Here is a 17,531-nt window from a genome sequence, read left to right on the forward strand (position 1 = left end):
AATATTTCTGCGTGACTACCGTATAATGCGGCGCACGAATAACCCCTATCAATAGAGGTGATTAAAATGGGTGGTATCAGTATTTGGCAGTTGTTGATTATTGCAGTGATCGTAGTACTGCTGTTTGGTACTAATAAGCTGCGTACTCTGGGTTCCGATCTTGGTGCGTCAATTAAAGGTTTTAAAAAGGCGATTGGTGATGAAGACAAAACCCCACCGTCGGCTAACACAAACAACACTGCGGCCCCGCAGGATGCAGACTTTAAGTCTCTGTCCGAGCAGCAGCCTGAAGTGAAGAAAGAAGAATCTAAGAGCCAGAACAAAGAGCAGGTGTAAGCCGTGTTTGACATCGGGTTTGGTGAGCTGCTGCTGGTAATGGTCATAGGTCTAGTTGTACTAGGCCCTGAACGTTTGCCTGTTGCAGTGCGTACGGTTGCCGGATGGATCAGGGCGCTGCGATCTCTTGCGGCCTCTGTTCAGAACGAACTGTCGCAGGAGTTAAAGCTTCAGGAGTTGCAGGATAGTTTGAAGAAAGCCGAAAGCGCTGGTCTTCAGAATCTGACCCCTGAACTAAAAGCCTCAATGGATGAGCTAAAAGAAGCCGCAGAGTCAATGAAGCGCAGTTATCAGACTCAGGTTGCTGAGCCTGTTGCAAAGGCTGCTGAAACCATCCATAAACCGGATGCGACAGACCCTGAAGCGTTTCACGACGAAGTCGATGCAGGCTTAAGAGAAGATGAACGCAAGCGTGCCGAAGCCGTTAAGGTGGAAGCAACCAATGCAACATCGGCTGAGCCGGTAGCCACAGAGGACGCTTTGGTTGATGCTGAAAAACCAGCAGTGAAAATTCCAGAGCAGCCTGTTCCCTCTCACTCTACAACAAGCGATCGTTAAAGCATGGCCGTTGATGATACCCAGCCTCTGATTAGCCATTTAATCGAGCTACGTAAGCGACTCTTAAATTCGATTATTTGTATTCTGGTGGTATTTCTGGCGCTGGTCTATTTTTCCAACGACATTTACCACCTGATTGCATCGCCGCTGATTAAGCAGCTGCCACAGGGCGCTAGCATGATCGCCACCGATGTCGCATCGCCGTTCTTTACGCCGATTAAGCTGACAATGATGGTGTCGGTGTTTGTTTCTGCGCCGATGATTTTGTACCAGATTTGGGCTTTTGTGGCTCCAGCCCTTTATAAGCATGAACGCCGCCTGCTGATGCCATTGCTGGTTTCAAGCTCGTTCCTGTTCTATTTAGGTATGGCGTTTGCCTACTTTATCGTGTTCCCATTGGCGTTTGGTTTCTTTGCGAAAACCGCACCGATTGGTGTGACAATCGCAACGGATATCAATAACTATCTCGATTTCGTTATGGCGCTCTTTATGGCGTTTGGCGTGTCGTTTGAGGTTCCGGTAGCCATTATTTTACTGTGCTGGAGCGGAGTAACTACGCCAGCGGAGTTAAAACAGAAACGCCCATATGTCATCGTGGGTGCCTTCGTTGTGGGTATGTTGCTCACGCCGCCTGACGTGTTCTCGCAAACACTGCTGGCGATCCCAATGTGTATCCTGTTTGAAATCGGCGTATTCTTCGCTCGGTTCTACGTGGGTAAACGCCGTTCTCGTGATGAAGAGGATGAGGGAAGCGAAGAAGATACCGACGAGCAGCCAAAACAGGGCTGACACAATAAGTGCCAGAGGCCGCCGAAAGGGCGGCCTCTTTACATGGTTTTTGGAGTGCTTTCATGCTGGATATTGGTGTTAACTTAACAAGCAGTCAGTTTGCCAAAGATGTTCCTCGGGTAGTCGAGAGGGCACGTATGGCTGGGGTGAGTGCGATGTTGGTCACCGGTACCGACGTGCACGAGAGCAAACGCGCTATCGCCATGGCGCAGGAGTATCCAGATTACTGCTGGGCAACGGCCGGTGTTCATCCACACAATGCCAGTTCATGGGATCAGCAATGCGCCGAGGAGATTGCCGCGTTGGCTGTTTTGCCAGAAGTCGTTGCCGTTGGCGAATGTGGTCTTGATTTTGATCGCAACTTTTCGACTCCCGATGAACAAGAGCGAGCTTTTACCGCCCAGCTGGCGTTGGCATCAGAGCTCAACAAACCGCTGTTTTTGCATTGCCGGTCGGCACATGAAAAATTTATCTCTCTATTGCGTCCATGGTTAGCCAAAATACCCGGCGCGGTAGTACATTGTTTTACCGGTAGCCGTGAAGAGCTACATGAATGTTTGGATCTGGGGCTTTATATCGGCATCACCGGATGGGTTTGTGATGAGCGACGTGGCCTTGAGCTGCGTGCCATGCTGCCCGAGATCCCAACTGAGCGTCTATTGCTTGAAACTGACGCGCCCTATTTACTGCCGCGTGACTTAGAAAACAAACCTAAATCGCGACGTAATGAACCCTGTTTCTTACCGCACATCGTTTCACAGGTCGCTGGCTGGCGTCAGCAGGATGTGGAGTGGTTAAAGCAGGTTACTGAAAATAATGCCCGCCAACTTTTTCGGCTGGTATGAGTAAGGAGAATAACGTGAGCTATGCATTTCCAGGGGCCTTCCCAGGCCGTCGTCTGCGTCGTGTTCGTCGCCATGATTTCAGCCGTCGCTTAGTGGCTGAAAACGTTCTGACCGTAGACGATTTGATTTACCCCGTGTTTGTTATGGAAGGCAAGAATCATCAGGAAGAAGTTTCCTCAATGCCGGGCGTGCACCGTATGACGATCGATCTGCTGGTTAAAGAAGCAGAAGCGATTGCCAAACTGGGCGTACCGGTATTGTCGTTGTTCCCGGTTATTGGCACAGACAAAAAATCACTGCACGCTGAAGAAGCTTATAACCCTGATGGGTTGGTGCAGCGCGCCGTACGTGCGCTGAAAGATGCGGTTCCTGAACTGGGGTTGCTGACTGATGTGGCGTTAGATCCTTATACTACGCATGGTCAGGATGGGATTATCGACGCTGATGGCTACGTCATTAACGATATCACCAAAGAGATTTTAGTGCGTCAGGCGCTTTCTCATGCCGAAGCCGGTGCTGAAATTATCGCTCCGAGCGATATGATGGATGGGCGTATTGGCGCCATTCGCGACCAGCTTGAAGCGCAGCAGATGGTCAATACTCAGATTATGGCGTATTCCGCTAAGTATGCTTCTTGCTACTACGGCCCATTCCGTGATGCATTGGGCTCTTCTGGCAATCTGAAGGGGGGCAATAAGAAAACCTATCAGATGGATCCTGCCAATAGCGATGAAGCCTTGCAGGAAGTGGCTCAAGATCTGCAAGAAGGCGCTGATATGGTGATGGTAAAACCGGGTATGCCGTATCTGGATATGGTGCGTCGTGTGAAAGACACCTTCGGTGTGCCGACCTTTGCCTATCAGGTTTCCGGTGAGTATGCGATGCATATGGCCGCCATCCAAAATGGCTGGCTGCAAGAAAAACCGGCGATTATGGAATCTCTGATTTGCTTCAAACGTGCGGGCGCTGACGGCGTGCTGACTTATTTCGCCAAGCGTGTTGCCCAGTGGCTGCACGATGCAGAAATGAATCGCTAATCATTGCTTGAAGTAGACAAGAACCGCCGTTGATATTTCACGGCGGTTTTTTTATTTAACGCTTTTCGAAATCAGTGTTTTCAACGCTTTGCTGAACCGGTTTATTAAGCAGGTTAAGCAATAGAATGGCGCGTTTTTCGCCATCGGCTTCGCTGTAAATGGCTTCAAAACCTTCAAATGCGCCGCTGGTGATGACAACGGTGTCGCCGGGCGCTGGCGTATCAGGATCAATGAGCTCAGTGGGGGGGGCCGTCATTAACTGCTTGATAACCTTAAAAGGAATAGTGGCCGGTAGAGATCCAAATCGAACGAAATGGCTAACCCCGCGCGTAGATTGCACCGTGGTGGTGTGAATTCTTTCGGGATCAAGCTCGATAAACATGTAGTTAGGGAACATAGGTTCCTTCACCTGTGTACGTTTACCGCGTACGATCTTTTCCAACGTAATCATTGGAGTAAAGCAAGGGATTTCCTGACGCGTCAGATGTTCTTTCGCACGCTCTAATTGACCTCTTTTGCAATACAGCAGATACCACGATTCCATAACAACCTACAATTTAATGACTTACCTAGAGCATAGCAAAAGGTCGGATTGATAGACAGTTTCAGGTATTGATAGCGAGTATTTCCTATTGCTTATGCCGAAGTTTTACATTTTTTGCCACTTCAGGCAGAAGATCACAGCGTTGACCATAATTATTAGTTATAAATGTCGCCCTATATAACCACCCAGATGACGAGTGGTTTCGGCGTGATAAAGCGCAATAAAATTATTCTCAATGTCAGGAGAAATTTCCATGGAGTTGTTTTTACTGAGTAACGGTAAGGTTTCCGGTGAATCTGAATTGCTGGGTTATGCAAAAGGGCCCATCCAGTCCATGCTGCTAAGTAAGAAGATACGTTCTGCTGTACTGGTTCCTTATGCAGTGATCCGCGGTAATTACGACGCCCGTGCCGCAGAATTAGAAAACTCATTAGGTATTCAAGTTACCAGTCTGCATCATTTTGGCGATCCGGTAAAAGCCATTGAAGAGGCTGAATGTATCCTGGTGAGCGGCGGTAATACGTGGCTGCTGAACCAAATGCTGCATGAGAATGGCCTGATTGTGCCGATTCAGCGCGCGGTACGTGAACGTGAGATCCCCTACATCGGCTGGAGTGCCGGTTGTAACGTGGCAACGCCAAGCATTCGGACCACCAACGATATGCCGGTACGCAATAGCGTGGTACTGCCTGCGCTAGGCTTATTCCCTGTTCAGATAAACCCGCACTATATCGATGCCCACCTGAGTGGTCATATGGGCGAAACGCGCGACGAGCGTATCGCTGAGTTCTGTGCGGTGAACCCAAGTGAATATGTGATTGCGTTACGTGAAGGCAGCTTGCTGCATGTCTCGGGCGACGAGCTGGAATACTACAGTGTGAAAGCGCAGGGCTACAAAGTGTTCCGCCACAACCAAGAAACTCATGAGTATTTTGATACGCAAGCACTGGCTGAGATGGTGCCTTTTCGCTGCCGTTAATTGCCCATAAGTAAAGACATACCGTTTGTTGCTGGCAGCCAATCGAATGATAATGCTTATTAAAGCAATTAGTTACCTGCTTGTAACAAAAGTGCAGCAACCAGAGTGAAGAACGCTTATAATGGGTTCTTCACCAGCCCAATAAGAAAGCTATGAAATACCGTGACTTGCGCGAATTCCTCTCTTTGCTGGAACAGAGAGGTGAGCTAAAACGCATCAGCCAGCCAATCGATCCTTATCTGGAAATGACAGAAATTGCTGACCGCACTTTGCGTGCCGGTGGCCCAGCGTTGCTGTTTGAAAACCCGAAGGGGTATGACATTCCTGTTCTGTGTAACCTGTTTGGCACCGCAAAGCGTGTCGCCTTAGGAATGGGGCAGGAAGATGTTAGCGCGTTGCGTGAAGTCGGTAAGCTGTTGGCATTTTTAAAAGAACCGGAGCCGCCAAAAGGGTTCCGCGATCTGTTTGATAAACTGCCTCAGTTTAAGCAGGTTCTGAACATGCCGACGAAACGGCTGAGCACCGCACCGTGCCAAGAGCTTATTTGGCAGGGTGATGATGTTGATTTGGGGCGTATTCCAGTAATGCATTGCTGGCCTGAAGACGCTGCCCCGCTGATTTCGTGGGGGCTGACGGTGACCCGAGGCCCGCATAAAGAGCGGCAGAACCTTGGTATCTATCGCCAGCAGGTTTTGGGCAAGAATAAAGTGATTATGCGCTGGCTATCTCATCGTGGCGGTGCGCTTGATTTCCAAGAGTGGTGCCAAGCACATCCCGGTGAACGCTTCCCGGTGTCAGTGGCTTTAGGTGCCGATCCGGCGACGATACTCGGCGCGGTGACGCCGGTGCCGGATACGCTTTCTGAATATGCGTTTGCTGGGCTATTGCGCGGCAACAAGAGCGAAGTCGTTAAATGTATTTCTAACGATCTGGAAGTGCCAGCCAGTGCTGAAATCGTGCTGGAAGGCTATATCGAGCCGGGTGAAATGGCGCCAGAAGGACCTTATGGTGACCACACGGGTTATTACAATGAAATCGATAATTTCCCTGTCTTTACCGTGACTCATATTACCCAACGTCGTGATCCTATTTACCATTCGACCTATACGGGACGTCCACCGGATGAACCTGCGGTGATGGGGCTGGCATTAAACGAAGTTTTCGTGCCGATTCTGCAAAAGCAGTTCCCAGAAATCGTGGATTTTTATCTGCCGCCAGAAGGGTGTTCATATCGCATGGCGGTCGTTACCATGAAGAAACAGTACGCCGGTCATGCCAAGCGCGTAATGATGGGCGTCTGGTCGTTTTTACGCCAATTCATGTACACCAAATTCGTCATTGTTTGTGATGACGATATCAATGCTCGAGATTGGAACGACGTTATTTGGGCAATCACTACTCGAATGGATCCCGCGCGTGATACGGTGATGATTGAAAATACACCGATAGATTATCTTGATTTCGCTTCACCGGTGTCGGGGCTGGGTTCCAAAATGGGACTGGATGCCACCAACAAATGGCCGGGCGAAACACAACGCGAATGGGGACGCCCCATTGTTATGGATGAAAAAGTCCGTACGCGGATTGATGCCATCTGGGATGAACTGGCAATTCTGGAAGATAACCATACTGACGCTAAGAATAGCCGCAAGCCTAATTAACGGCGGCTGTCTGGTTATGCAAAACCCATTATCCGATAGAGTAACTACATGACAACGTTGAGCTGTAAAGTCACTTCCGTTGAGGCTATCACCGATACGGTTTATCGTGTTCGCTTAGTGCCGGAAGCACCGGTTTCGTTTCGCGCGGGCCAGTATTTGATGGTCGAAATGGATGAGCGTGACAAGCGTCCGTTCTCTATGGCTTCAACGCCATTGGAAAAGGATTTTATCGAACTGCATATCGGCGCTTCAGAGATTAATCTCTATGCGATGGCGGTGATGGATCGCATTCTGAAAGATCGTGTGGTGAATGTTGATATTCCTCACGGCGACGCTTGGCTGCGTGAAGAGGGTGATCGTCCATTAGTGTTGATCGCCGGTGGTACAGGATTCTCCTACACTCGCTCTATTTTAATGATGGCGCTGGCACAGCAGCCTAATCGTGAGATTGCGATTTATTGGGGTGGCCGTGAATCTAAGTACCTTTACGATTTGGCCGAGCTAGAAGCGCTGCAAGAAAAGCATCCACAGCTGAAAGTTATTCCTGTGGTTGAACAACCAGAAGAGGGCTGGAACGGTCGAACTGGCACCGTTTTGAGCGCGGTTTTGCAAGACTACGGTTCGTTGGCAGAATACGACATCTATATCGCTGGGCGTTTTGAAATGGCGAAGATTGCGCGTGAGCGTTTCTGCGCCGAGCGCGAAGCTAAAGCAGAGCATATGTTTGGCGATGCGTTTGCGTTCATCTGATATAACGCCTCTGCTAGTAGTGTATCGGCTGCTAGCTGAGGGTGTTCTGCCAGAAATAAAAAACCCGCCCCTGACAGGCGGGAAGTACGGCAACTAAACTTTGTACCCGTTATGCTTCAAGCGGCAAGAGAGCTGGTTAAACCCGCTCGAATACGGTCGCAATACCCTGACCTAATCCAATACACATGGTTGCCAGACCAAACTGCACGTCACGGCGCTCCATTAGATTCAGCAGCGTAGTTGAAATACGTGAGCCGGAACAGCCGAGCGGGTGACCTAAGGCAATTGCGCCGCCGTTAAGATTCACCTTTTCATCCAACACATCCAGCAGCCCAAGATCTTTTAGACACGGTAAGGTCTGAGCCGCAAACGCCTCGTTCAATTCAAACTGTCCGATATCTGAAATACTCAGTCCTGCACGCTTTAAGGCGAGCTGGGTAGCAGGCACAGGGCCGTATCCCATAATGGAAGGATCGCAGCCCACTACGGCCATCGAACGAATGCGTGCACGTGGTTTTAAGCCCAATGATTTGGCGCGTGACTCGCTCATCAACAACATGGCCGATGCTCCATCGGAAAGTGCCGAGGAGGTGCCTGCCGTGACGGTACCATTTACCGGATCGAAGGCAGGCCTTAACGCTGCCAAGCTAGCGACGGTGGTTTCAGGGCGGATGACTTCATCATTAAACAGCATTTTCAACACGCCATCGGCGTCGTGACCTGCGGTAGGGACGATCTCGTTTTTAAATGCGCCAGAAGTTGTGGCGGCATAGGCGCGCTGATGTGAGCGAGCGGCAAATTCATCCTGCATTTCGCGGCTGATTTTGTGCATTTTCGCCAGCATTTCGGCGGTCAGCCCCATCATGCCAGCCGCTTTAGCAACGGTGCGGCTTAGGCCTGGATGGAAATCAACGCCGTGGCTCATCGGTACGTGGCCCATATGTTCAACGCCGCCAATTAGGCTAATCTGTGCGTCGCCGATCATAATGGCGCGAGCGGCATCGTGAATCGCCTGCATCGACGAACCGCACAGGCGGTTAACCGTCGTTGCCGGTACGCTATGTGGCAGTTCAGCCAGCAGCGCGGCGTTGCGTGCAATATTAAAGCCTTGTTCCAGCGTTTGTTGTACACAGCCCCAGTAAATGTCATCGATCTCTTTTGCATCGACGTTTGGGTTGCGGCTGAGCAGTGATCGCATCAGATGTGCCGAGAGATCTTCAGCTCGAACCTGACGATATGCGCCGCCTTTTGAGCGACCCATTGGCGTGCGGACGGCATCGATAACCACCACGTTTTCAATTGAACGGTTTTCCATGATTCCTTCCTTAATCCTGTTGCGTGGCGCTGGGGGCCATCGTTGCGTCGGTCTCAATCGGCGCCGCCGCCGGATAATAGGTCGCGTTGGTTTCTGCTTTGGCGCGTAGGCCTGCTGGCACCTGATATAGCTCACCTAAATGCTGGTAGCGTTGGGCCATTTCGACATATTGCGTAGTGCCGATGGTGTCTAGATAACGGAATGCGCCGCCGTGGAACGGGGGGAAACCAATGCCATAGACCAGCGCCATATCTGCTTCTGCAGGACTTGCCACGATTTTCTCTTCGAAGCAGCGAACAACTTCGTTGATCATCGGGATCATCATCCGAGCGATGATCTCTTCATCACTGAACTGTGCGTTAGATGGCGCAACCTCTGCTAACAGAGTCGCAGTTTGCTCATCCTGCACTTTGCGTGGTTTGCCTTTGCTGTCTTGCTCGTAACGATAGAAGCCCACACCGTTTTTCTGTCCAAAGCGCTGCGCATCAAACATCACGTCCACCGCATCGCGATAGTTTTTACCCATACGCTGCGGGAAACCTTGAGCCATCACCGCTTGAGCATGATGTGCTGTGTCGATGCCGACGACGTCGAGCAGGTAAGCCGGGCCCATAGGCCAGCCAAACTGTTTCTCCATCACTTTATCAACTTGGCGGAAATCAGCTCCGTCGCGTAACAGCAGGCTAAAACCGGCGAAGTAAGGGAACAGCACGCGGTTGACGAAGAAGCCAGGGCAATCATTTACCACAATCGGCGTTTTGCCCATTTTGGTGGCATAAGCGACAACGGTGCCAATTGTTTGATCGGAGGTTTTAGCCCCGCGAATGATCTCGACCAATGGCATGCGATGTACTGGGTTAAAGAAGTGCATGCCGCAGAAGTTTTCAGGACGTTGCAGCGAGGCGGCTAACTGATCGATAGGGATGGTGGAAGTATTCGAAGCCAGCACCGCGTCTGGTTTAATCAATGATTCTGCTTCCGCTAAGACGGCAGCTTTAATTTTTGGATTTTCAACTACGGCCTCAACCACGATTTGCGCCTGCTCAATACCCGCGTAGTTCAGCGTTGGTTGGATTGTGGAGAGGATCTGCGCCATTTTCAGGCCATTGATTTTCCCTCGTTCGAGCTGTTTGTTGAGGAGTTTGCCGGCTTCATTCATACCGAGCAGCAGCGATTTTTCACTGATGTCTTTCATTAACACCGGCGTGCCTTTCAGCGCAGATTGATAGGCGATACCGCCGCCCATAATACCCGCACCGAGCACCACGGCTTGTGAAGGGACTTGTCCAGACTGGGCAAGTTTCTTGGCTTTGCCTTTCACGAACTGATCGTTGAGGAAGATCCCAACCAGAGCGCGAGCTTGGGTGGTGCGGGTTAATGGCACAAAGCTGGCGGTTTCAAGCTTGAGTGCTTCGGCACGTTTTAAACCGGCGGCGGCTTCAATGGTTTTCACCGCGGTGATTGGCGCAGGGTAGTGTTTCCCTGCGGTTTGCATCACCATGCCTTTGGCCGTGGTGAAGCTCATCAGCGATTCAATCGGGCTGAGCTTTAGCGGTTCCAGCTTTGGCTGGCGCTGTGCTTTCCAATCCAGTTGACCATCGATGGCTTGGTGCAACATTTTGAGTGCGCCACTAACCAGCTTATCTTGCGATACCACCGCGTCGACTAAACCGACTTTGAGGGCTTGTTCAGCGCCAATATCTTTACCGGCGGCAATGATCTCCAGTGCGCTATCCGCACCGAGCAGGCGCGGCAAACGAACCGACCCGCCGAAGCCAGGCATAATTCCCAGCTTAGTTTCTGGCAGGCCAATGCGAACGTCCGGTGTAGCGATGCGGAAATCGGTGGCTAATACACATTCGCAACCTCCGCCCAGCGCATAGCCATTTGTGGCGGTAATGGTGGGGACGGGTAAATCCTCTAAGCGGTTAAATACGCTATTGGCGAAGTTGAGCCATTGCGTGAGTTTTTCTGCTGGAGCCGCAAAGAGAGACAAAAACTCGGTGATATCTGCGCCAACGATAAAAGCGGCTTTGGTTGAACGCACCAATAGGCCCCGCAGCTGCGGCTGTTTTTCAAGCACGTCTAGGGCTGCGCCTAAGCTGGCAACAGTTTTGGTATCCAGCTTGTTAATGGCGGCTGGAGCGTCAAATACCAGCTCGGCAATACCGTCTTCGAGCCAGTTTACATGTAGGTTTTCGCCTTGGTAGAGCATCGTGATCTCCTGAATCAGCGCAGTTGATCTGGTATGACCAGATGTTTTGAAGTGTGGTTTTAATGTTAAAAAAATGCAAACAAAACATTGCGCATTTGCAAACTCGATCACAGAGAGTTGAATGGGATTTTTGCCAACTTCCTGTTTTTAAGGAGGGCTGTGATAAGATGGAAAAATTCGTTGTGGGCAAAGGGTCATTTACATGGAAACACTAGCTTCGTTGTATTCTGAACACATGGAAACGCTGCAGCAGCGCACCCGTGAGGTTTTAGCGCGTAGTCAATTGGATGGATTACTGATTCATTCTGGTGAGTTGCTATCGTTGTTCTTAGACGATCGCGATTATCCGTTTAAGGTGAATCCTCAGTTCAAAGCTTGGGTGCCGGTGACTCAAGTACCTAATTGCTGGCTGTGGGTAGACGGTGTGAATAAGCCGAAGCTTTGGTTCTATTCTCCCGTTGATTACTGGTATAGCGTTGAACCATTGCCAGAAGCGTTTTGGACTTCTCATGTAGAAATGACCGCTTTGCGTAAAGCGGATGACATTGCACAGCTGTTGCCAAGTGCGCGTGAGCGTGTTGCCTATATTGGCTATGTGCCGCAGCGCGCACAGTCTCTGGGCATTAAAGCCGAAAATATTAATCCGCAGGCGGTGCTGGATTATCTGCACTACCATCGCGCATACAAAACCGGCTATGAACAAGCGTGTATGCGCGAAGCGCAAAAGACGGCAGTAGTTGGGCATCAAGCGGCGTTGGAAGCATTCCAGTCAGGTATGAGTGAGTTTGATATCAATCAGGCTTATCTGACGGCAACAGGACATCGTGATACCGATGTTCCTTACGACAATATCGTGGCGCTGAATGAGCACGCTGCGGTTCTCCACTACACCACGCTTCAGCATAAGTTGCCTTCTGAAGTCCGTAGCTTCTTGCTTGATGCGGGCGCGGAGTATAACGGCTATGCGGCTGATTTAACGCGTACCTATGCGGCTAAAAGCGATAGCGATTTTGCAGCCTTGGTCAGCGATATGAACAAAGAGCAGCAGGCGCTGATCGCGACACTGAAATGTGGTGTTCGCTACACGGATTACCATCTGCAAATGCATCAGCGTTTGGCAAAATTACTCAAAAAACACCATATTCTAAAAGATATCAGTGAAGAAGCCGCCGTGGAACAAGGGCTGACATGTCCATTCCTGCCGCATGGCTTGGGGCATCCGCTTGGGCTACAGGTTCATGATGTTGCAGGTTTTATGCAGGATGAAAATGGTACCCATCTGGCCGCGCCAGAAATGTATCCGTTCTTGCGCTGCACGCGCATCATGGAGCCGGGAATGGTGATGACCATCGAACCTGGCCTGTACTTCATTGATTCACTGCTCGCGCCGTGGAAAGAAGGGAAGTTTAGTCAGCACTTTGATTGGGCCCGCATTGACGCTTTCCGTCCTTATGGCGGGATCCGTATTGAAGATAACGTTATTTTCCATGAGAAATCCGTGGAAAATATGACGCGCGATCTGCATTTGGATTAATGAGTCAGCCTTATCTTATTCCCGCTGAGGCGCTGAGCTTCAGCGAGGAAATCAAAAAAAGCCGCTTCATTACCTTGTTGGCACATACGACGGGTAGTGAAGCGGCAAAAGCTTTTGTCACTCAGGTGAAATCAGAGCATCCTGATGCGCGTCATCATTGCTGGGCGTTTGTTGCTGGTGCACCGGATGATTCTCAACAGTTAGGTTTTTCCGATGATGGAGAACCGTCGGGAACGGCGGGAAAGCCCATGCTTGCTCAACTGATGGGCAGTCATATTGGTGAGATTACAGCGGTCGTCGTACGTTATTATGGCGGCATCCGATTGGGAACCGGTGGTTTGGTTAAGGCCTACGGGGGTGGTGTTCAGCAAGCATTAAAACTTTTGCCGGTAGCGCGTAAAGTGCCACAGGCTGAGTATACTTTGCAGTGTGACTATGGATTATTGACCCAAGTTGAAGCCGTTATAGCGCAGGCTGGGGGCGAGATCTTGCAGAGTGATTATGCTGTTGATGTGCTGCTGACGGTGAGTTTGCCAGTGCTGGTTGTAGAAGACGTCGCTGAAAAGTTACGCAACATGAGCCGTGGCTCATTGCAATTACATCAGACTTCGTAATAATCCCCCGCATTATCTTTTTTGTTGTACTTATTACTCTTTAATTGAGCAAGGAACGTGCCCGAATGCATTTTCGTGCCATTATCCGCATCGTCGGTTTACTCGTCATATTGTTCTCTGGAACTATGATCATCCCGGGGCTTGTTGCCCTGATTTATCGTGACGGTGCAGGCCGGGCGTTTACTCAAACTTTCTTTGTTGCGCTAACGATCGGTACTTTGCTGTGGTGGCCACAGCGTAAGCAAAAACATGAGTTAAAGCCGCGCGAAGGTTTTTTGATTGTTGTGCTGTTCTGGACGGTGTTGGGCAGCGTTGGGGCATTGCCTTTCCTGTTTTCAGAACGTCCGAACCTCAGCGTGACAGATGCCTTCTTTGAATCGTTCTCCGGTTTAACAACCACAGGGGCAACGACTCTTGTTGGTTTAGATAACCTCCCTAAGGCTATTTTATTCTATCGACAGATGCTGCAGTGGCTTGGCGGTATGGGGATCATTGTTTTGGCCGTGGCCATTTTGCCTATTTTGGGTGTAGGTGGATTGCAGCTCTATCGTGCAGAAATGCCGGGGCCGCTAAAAGATAATAAGATGCGCCCACGTATTGCTGAAACGGCTAAAACATTATGGTTCATCTATGTTTTGCTGACCGTCGCGTGTGCGGTGGCATTGTGGGGGGCAGGGATGGATGTTTTCGACGCCATTTCTCATAGCTTCTCGACTATCGCGATTGGCGGATTCTCAACGCACGATGCCAGCATAGGCTATTTCAACAGTCCTACTATCAATACCATCATTGCGGTATTCCTACTGATTTCCGGCTGTAACTTCAGTTTGCACTTTGCGCTCCTAAGCGGGCGAAGCTTGAAAGTGTATTGGCGCGATCCTGAATTCCGTATGTTCATTTTTGTTCAGCTGACGCTGGTGGCGGTATGTACCCTTGTTCTATGGTGGCATAACGTTTATCAAACGGGACTACAAACGGTGAATCAGGCGTTTTTCCAAGTGGTGTCGATGGCGACAACTGCTGGGTTTACTACTGACAGCATTGCGCACTGGCCGTTATTTCTGCCTGTGCTTCTATTATGTTCCGCATTCATCGGCGGCTGTGCGGGTTCAACGGGCGGGGGGCTGAAAGTCATCCGTATTCTGCTGCTGTTCTTGCAGGGGTCGCGTGAACTTAAGCGACTGGTGCATCCTAATGCGGTCTATACCATCAAGCTAGGTAGCCGAGCCTTGCCGGAACGTATCCTTGAAGCGGTATGGGGTTTCTTCTCTGCCTACGCATTAGTCTTCATCATTAGTATGCTTGCGATTATCGCGACAGGGGTTGATGATTTCTCTGCGTTTGCTGCTGTGGTCGCAACCTTGAACAACCTCGGACCAGGATTAGGGGTGGTTGCAGATAACTTCACCTCGATGAATGATGCGGCTAAATGGGTGCTGGTCGTCACCATGCTGTTTGGTCGATTAGAAGTCTTCACCTTGTTAGTGCTGTTTACGCCAACGTTTTGGCGTAATTAAAGTATTCACGATTAATTATGGATAATGCCAGAGGCCGTAAGCCATGAAGAAAACATTAGTGCTTTATTCAAGCCGAGATGGACAGACAAAAGCTATCGCCTCTTATATAGCCTCAACCTTATCTGAAACGACGATGTGTGATGTGCAAGATTTGGCAATCTCGATGGATATCGATCTTGCGAACTATCAGGCGGTCGTGATTGGTGCATCGGTTCGCTACGGACACTTTCAACGTGCGCTATATCAGTTCACTAAAACGAACGCCGCACAGCTAAATGCAATGCCGAGCGCTTTCTTTGCCGTAAACCTCACTGCTCGTAAGCCTGAGAAGAGAACACCACAGACCAATGCGTATACGCGCAAGTTTTTGCTTGCGACACCTTGGCAGCCAAAACAATGCTCGGTGTTTGCAGGAGCGCTGCGTTACCCACGATATGGTTGGTTAGATAAGGTCATGATCAAACTTATTATGAAAATGACCGGTGGGGAAACGGATACGACTAAAGAAGTTGAATATACGGATTGGCAGGATGTAGGGCGCTTTGCACAGGAATTTGTCCGTTTAACCAGCGGTATGGTGCGATAATCATCAAAAAGCATAACTTTTGTTGATAAATTACGCGTTCAGTAATTATTTTCAAATAAACACTTGTCAGCCGTTCAGAAGTCCCTATAATGCGCCACCACTGACCGGGAACAACGACGCAAACGTCGCTCGGTGAGGAAGAGAAAAGCCTCGCAGTAATGCGAATTTCTGAAAAGAAAAAAGCTTGACTCTTCAGGAGGAAAGCGTAATATGCACCTCCCGAGTTGCTGGAACGAATGTTCGCAATTCGCTGCTCTTTAACAATTTATCAGACAATCTGTGTGGGCACTCACAAGGCAATATCTAACGTCCTCGGACGATAAAATATTAAAGTCTTGAAGAGTGACCAAGCAGTAATTCATTTAGTTGAATTATTACGAAAGTTAATTTTCGAGCATCGCTTAACTTGTTTAAGCAAATCAAGCTTTTAATTGAAGAGTTTGATCATGGCTCAGATTGAACGCTGGCGGCAGGCCTAACACATGCAAGTCGAGCGGTAGCACAAGAGAGCTTGCTCTCTGGGTGACGAGCGGCGGACGGGTGAGTAATGTCTGGGAAACTGCCTGATGGAGGGGGATAACTACTGGAAACGGTAGCTAATACCGCATGACGTCTTCGGACCAAAGTGGGGGACCTTCGGGCCTCACGCCATCAGATGTGCCCAGATGGGATTAGCTAGTAGGTGGGGTAATGGCTCACCTAGGCGACGATCTCTAGCTGGTCTGAGAGGATGACCAGCCACACTGGAACTGAGACACGGTCCAGACTCCTACGGGAGGCAGCAGTGGGGAATATTGCACAATGGGCGCAAGCCTGATGCAGCCATGCCGCGTGTATGAAGAAGGCCTTCGGGTTGTAAAGTACTTTCAGCGAGGAGGAAGGCATTGTGGTTAATAACCACAGTGATTGACGTTACTCGCAGAAGAAGCACCGGCTAACTCCGTGCCAGCAGCCGCGGTAATACGGAGGGTGCAAGCGTTAATCGGAATTACTGGGCGTAAAGCGCACGCAGGCGGTTTGTTAAGTCAGATGTGAAATCCCCGAGCTTAACTTGGGAACTGCATTTGAAACTGGCAAGCTAGAGTCTTGTAGAGGGGGGTAGAATTCCAGGTGTAGCGGTGAAATGCGTAGAGATCTGGAGGAATACCGGTGGCGAAGGCGGCCCCCTGGACAAAGACTGACGCTCAGGTGCGAAAGCGTGGGGAGCAAACAGGATTAGATACCCTGGTAGTCCACGCTGTAAACGATGTCGACTTGGAGGTTGTGCCCTTGAGGCGTGGCTTCCGGAGCTAACGCGTTAAGTCGACCGCCTGGGGAGTACGGCCGCAAGGTTAAAACTCAAATGAATTGACGGGGGCCCGCACAAGCGGTGGAGCATGTGGTTTAATTCGATGCAACGCGAAGAACCTTACCTACTCTTGACATCCAGAGAATTTGCTAGAGATAGCTTAGTGCCTTCGGGAACTCTGAGACAGGTGCTGCATGGCTGTCGTCAGCTCGTGTTGTGAAATGTTGGGTTAAGTCCCGCAACGAGCGCAACCCTTATCCTTTGTTGCCAGCACGTAATGGTGGGAACTCAAAGGAGACTGCCGGTGATAAACCGGAGGAAGGTGGGGATGACGTCAAGTCATCATGGCCCTTACGAGTAGGGCTACACACGTGCTACAATGGCATATACAAAGAGAAGCGAACTCGCGAGAGCAAGCGGACCTCATAAAGTATGTCGTAGTCCGGATTGGAGTCTGCAACTCGACTCCATGAAGTCGGAATCGCTAGTAATCGTAGATCAGAATGCTACGGTGAATACGTTCCCGGGCCTTGTACACACCGCCCGTCACACCATGGGAGTGGGTTGCAAAAGAAGTAGGTAGCTTAACCTTCGGGAGGGCGCTTACCACTTTGTGATTCATGACTGGGGTGAAGTCGTAACAAGGTAACCGTAGGGGAACCTGCGGTTGGATCACCTCCTTACCTAAAGATAGCGTTAAGTGCAGTGTCCACACAGATTGTCTGATGAAATTAATGAGCAAGAGCACCTGTTGATGTTGTGAGTTTTAAGACTCATGCTGATACGAAACGAGAAGGCGAAAGCTTTGTCGGTATTTTCGTGTCCCCATCGTCTAGAGGCCTAGGACACTGCCCTTTCACGGCTGTAACAGGGGTTCGAATCCCCTTGGGGACGCCATTCCGATAATGAGTGAAAGACATTATCACCCGTTCTAATGAACGAAAAATCTTAAAGATGATTCTA

The 17,531-nt window shown here is 50.1% G+C and carries 15 protein-coding genes, 1 tRNA gene and 1 rRNA gene; 14 read left to right on the forward strand and 3 right to left on the reverse strand.

Annotation, left to right across the window (positions count from 1 at the left end):
* Positions 1–66: 66 nt before the first annotated feature.
* The 5 genes from tatA (at position 67) to hemB (ending at position 3,565) form a co-directional block, all read left to right on the forward strand.
* Positions 67–336 (forward strand): Sec-independent protein translocase subunit TatA, encoded by a 270-nt coding sequence (gene tatA / locus CPY98_RS01210; RefSeq protein WP_025802230.1) that lies wholly within the window; start codon positions 67–69, stop codon positions 334–336.
* Positions 337–339: 3 nt separating this feature from the next.
* Positions 340–894 carry a Sec-independent protein translocase protein TatB gene (gene tatB, locus CPY98_RS01215; protein ID WP_025802233.1) on the forward strand — a complete coding sequence of 185 codons (555 nt, stop codon included), beginning with the start codon at positions 340–342 and terminating at the stop codon, positions 892–894.
* Positions 895–897: 3 nt separating this feature from the next.
* Entirely contained in the window at positions 898–1,683 is a 786-nt protein-coding gene (gene tatC, locus CPY98_RS01220) for a Sec-independent protein translocase subunit TatC (protein ID WP_025802235.1), read from the forward strand.
* 62 nt (positions 1,684–1,745) lie between these two features.
* Positions 1,746–2,528 carry a 3'-5' ssDNA/RNA exonuclease TatD gene (gene tatD / locus CPY98_RS01225; protein WP_096386063.1) on the forward strand — a complete coding sequence of 261 codons (783 nt, stop codon included), beginning with the start codon at positions 1,746–1,748 and terminating at the stop codon, positions 2,526–2,528.
* A gap of 14 nt (positions 2,529–2,542) precedes the next feature.
* On the forward strand, positions 2,543–3,565 hold the full coding sequence (gene hemB, locus CPY98_RS01230) for a porphobilinogen synthase (RefSeq protein ID WP_025802238.1): 1,023 nt from the start codon (positions 2,543–2,545) through the stop codon (positions 3,563–3,565).
* A gap of 55 nt (positions 3,566–3,620) precedes the next feature.
* Here hemB and rfaH read toward each other — a convergent pair whose 3' ends face one another.
* Positions 3,621–4,109, reverse strand: coding sequence for a transcription/translation regulatory transformer protein RfaH (gene rfaH / locus CPY98_RS01235; RefSeq protein ID WP_025802240.1), 489 nt, complete (start codon positions 4,107–4,109; stop codon positions 3,621–3,623).
* Between the two features lie 253 nt (positions 4,110–4,362).
* Between rfaH and pepE the strand changes: the two genes are divergently transcribed.
* The 3 genes from pepE (at position 4,363) to fre (ending at position 7,499) form a co-directional block, all read left to right on the forward strand.
* On the forward strand, positions 4,363–5,088 hold the full coding sequence (pepE, locus tag CPY98_RS01240; RefSeq protein ID WP_043490325.1) for a dipeptidase PepE: 726 nt from the start codon (positions 4,363–4,365) through the stop codon (positions 5,086–5,088).
* 152 nt (positions 5,089–5,240) lie between these two features.
* Entirely contained in the window at positions 5,241–6,749 is a 1,509-nt protein-coding gene (gene ubiD / locus CPY98_RS01245; protein ID WP_043490327.1) for a 4-hydroxy-3-polyprenylbenzoate decarboxylase, read from the forward strand.
* A 48-nt stretch (positions 6,750–6,797) separates the two neighbouring features.
* Positions 6,798–7,499, forward strand: a complete 702-nt coding sequence (gene fre, locus CPY98_RS01250; protein WP_040047260.1) for an NAD(P)H-flavin reductase — start codon at positions 6,798–6,800, stop codon at positions 7,497–7,499.
* A gap of 136 nt (positions 7,500–7,635) precedes the next feature.
* Here the strand turns inward: fre and fadA are convergent, their stop codons facing one another.
* Together fadA and fadB are read right to left on the reverse strand one after the other, a co-directional pair.
* The gene (fadA, locus tag CPY98_RS01255; RefSeq protein WP_043490348.1) at positions 7,636–8,799 is read right to left on the reverse strand and encodes an acetyl-CoA C-acyltransferase FadA; all 1,164 of its coding nucleotides are present in this window, start codon (positions 8,797–8,799) and stop codon (positions 7,636–7,638) included.
* A gap of 25 nt (positions 8,800–8,824) precedes the next feature.
* Entirely contained in the window at positions 8,825–11,029 is a 2,205-nt protein-coding gene (gene fadB, locus CPY98_RS01260) for a fatty acid oxidation complex subunit alpha FadB (protein ID WP_096386065.1), read from the reverse strand.
* A gap of 202 nt (positions 11,030–11,231) precedes the next feature.
* On the opposite strand from fadB, the gene pepQ reads away from it, so the two are divergent.
* The 6 genes from pepQ to CPY98_RS01290 all read left to right on the forward strand — a co-directional run bounded on the left by pepQ (position 11,232) and on the right by CPY98_RS01290 (position 17,465).
* Positions 11,232–12,563: a Xaa-Pro dipeptidase gene (gene pepQ, locus CPY98_RS01265; protein WP_025802251.1), complete on the forward strand. Its 1,332-nt coding sequence runs from the start codon at positions 11,232–11,234 to the stop codon at positions 12,561–12,563.
* Positions 12,563–13,177, forward strand: coding sequence for an IMPACT family protein (locus CPY98_RS01270; RefSeq protein WP_025802253.1), 615 nt, complete (start codon positions 12,563–12,565; stop codon positions 13,175–13,177). Before pepQ ends, CPY98_RS01270 begins: the two co-directional genes overlap by 1 nt.
* Before the next feature lie 65 nt (positions 13,178–13,242).
* Positions 13,243–14,694: a Trk system potassium transporter TrkH gene (gene trkH, locus CPY98_RS01275; RefSeq protein WP_025802255.1), complete on the forward strand. Its 1,452-nt coding sequence runs from the start codon at positions 13,243–13,245 to the stop codon at positions 14,692–14,694.
* A gap of 43 nt (positions 14,695–14,737) precedes the next feature.
* On the forward strand, positions 14,738–15,280 hold the full coding sequence (gene hemG, locus CPY98_RS01280; protein WP_043490335.1) for a menaquinone-dependent protoporphyrinogen IX dehydrogenase: 543 nt from the start codon (positions 14,738–14,740) through the stop codon (positions 15,278–15,280).
* 428 nt (positions 15,281–15,708) lie between these two features.
* Positions 15,709–17,251, forward strand: a 16S ribosomal RNA gene (locus CPY98_RS01285).
* Between the two features lie 138 nt (positions 17,252–17,389).
* Positions 17,390–17,465 (forward strand) — tRNA-Glu (locus CPY98_RS01290).
* Positions 17,466–17,531: the final 66 nt, after the last annotated feature.

Origin of the sequence: Hafnia sp. CBA7124 (assembly GCF_002355555.1) — a bacterium.
Taxonomy (GTDB): Bacteria; Pseudomonadota; Gammaproteobacteria; order Enterobacterales; family Enterobacteriaceae; genus Hafnia; species Hafnia alvei.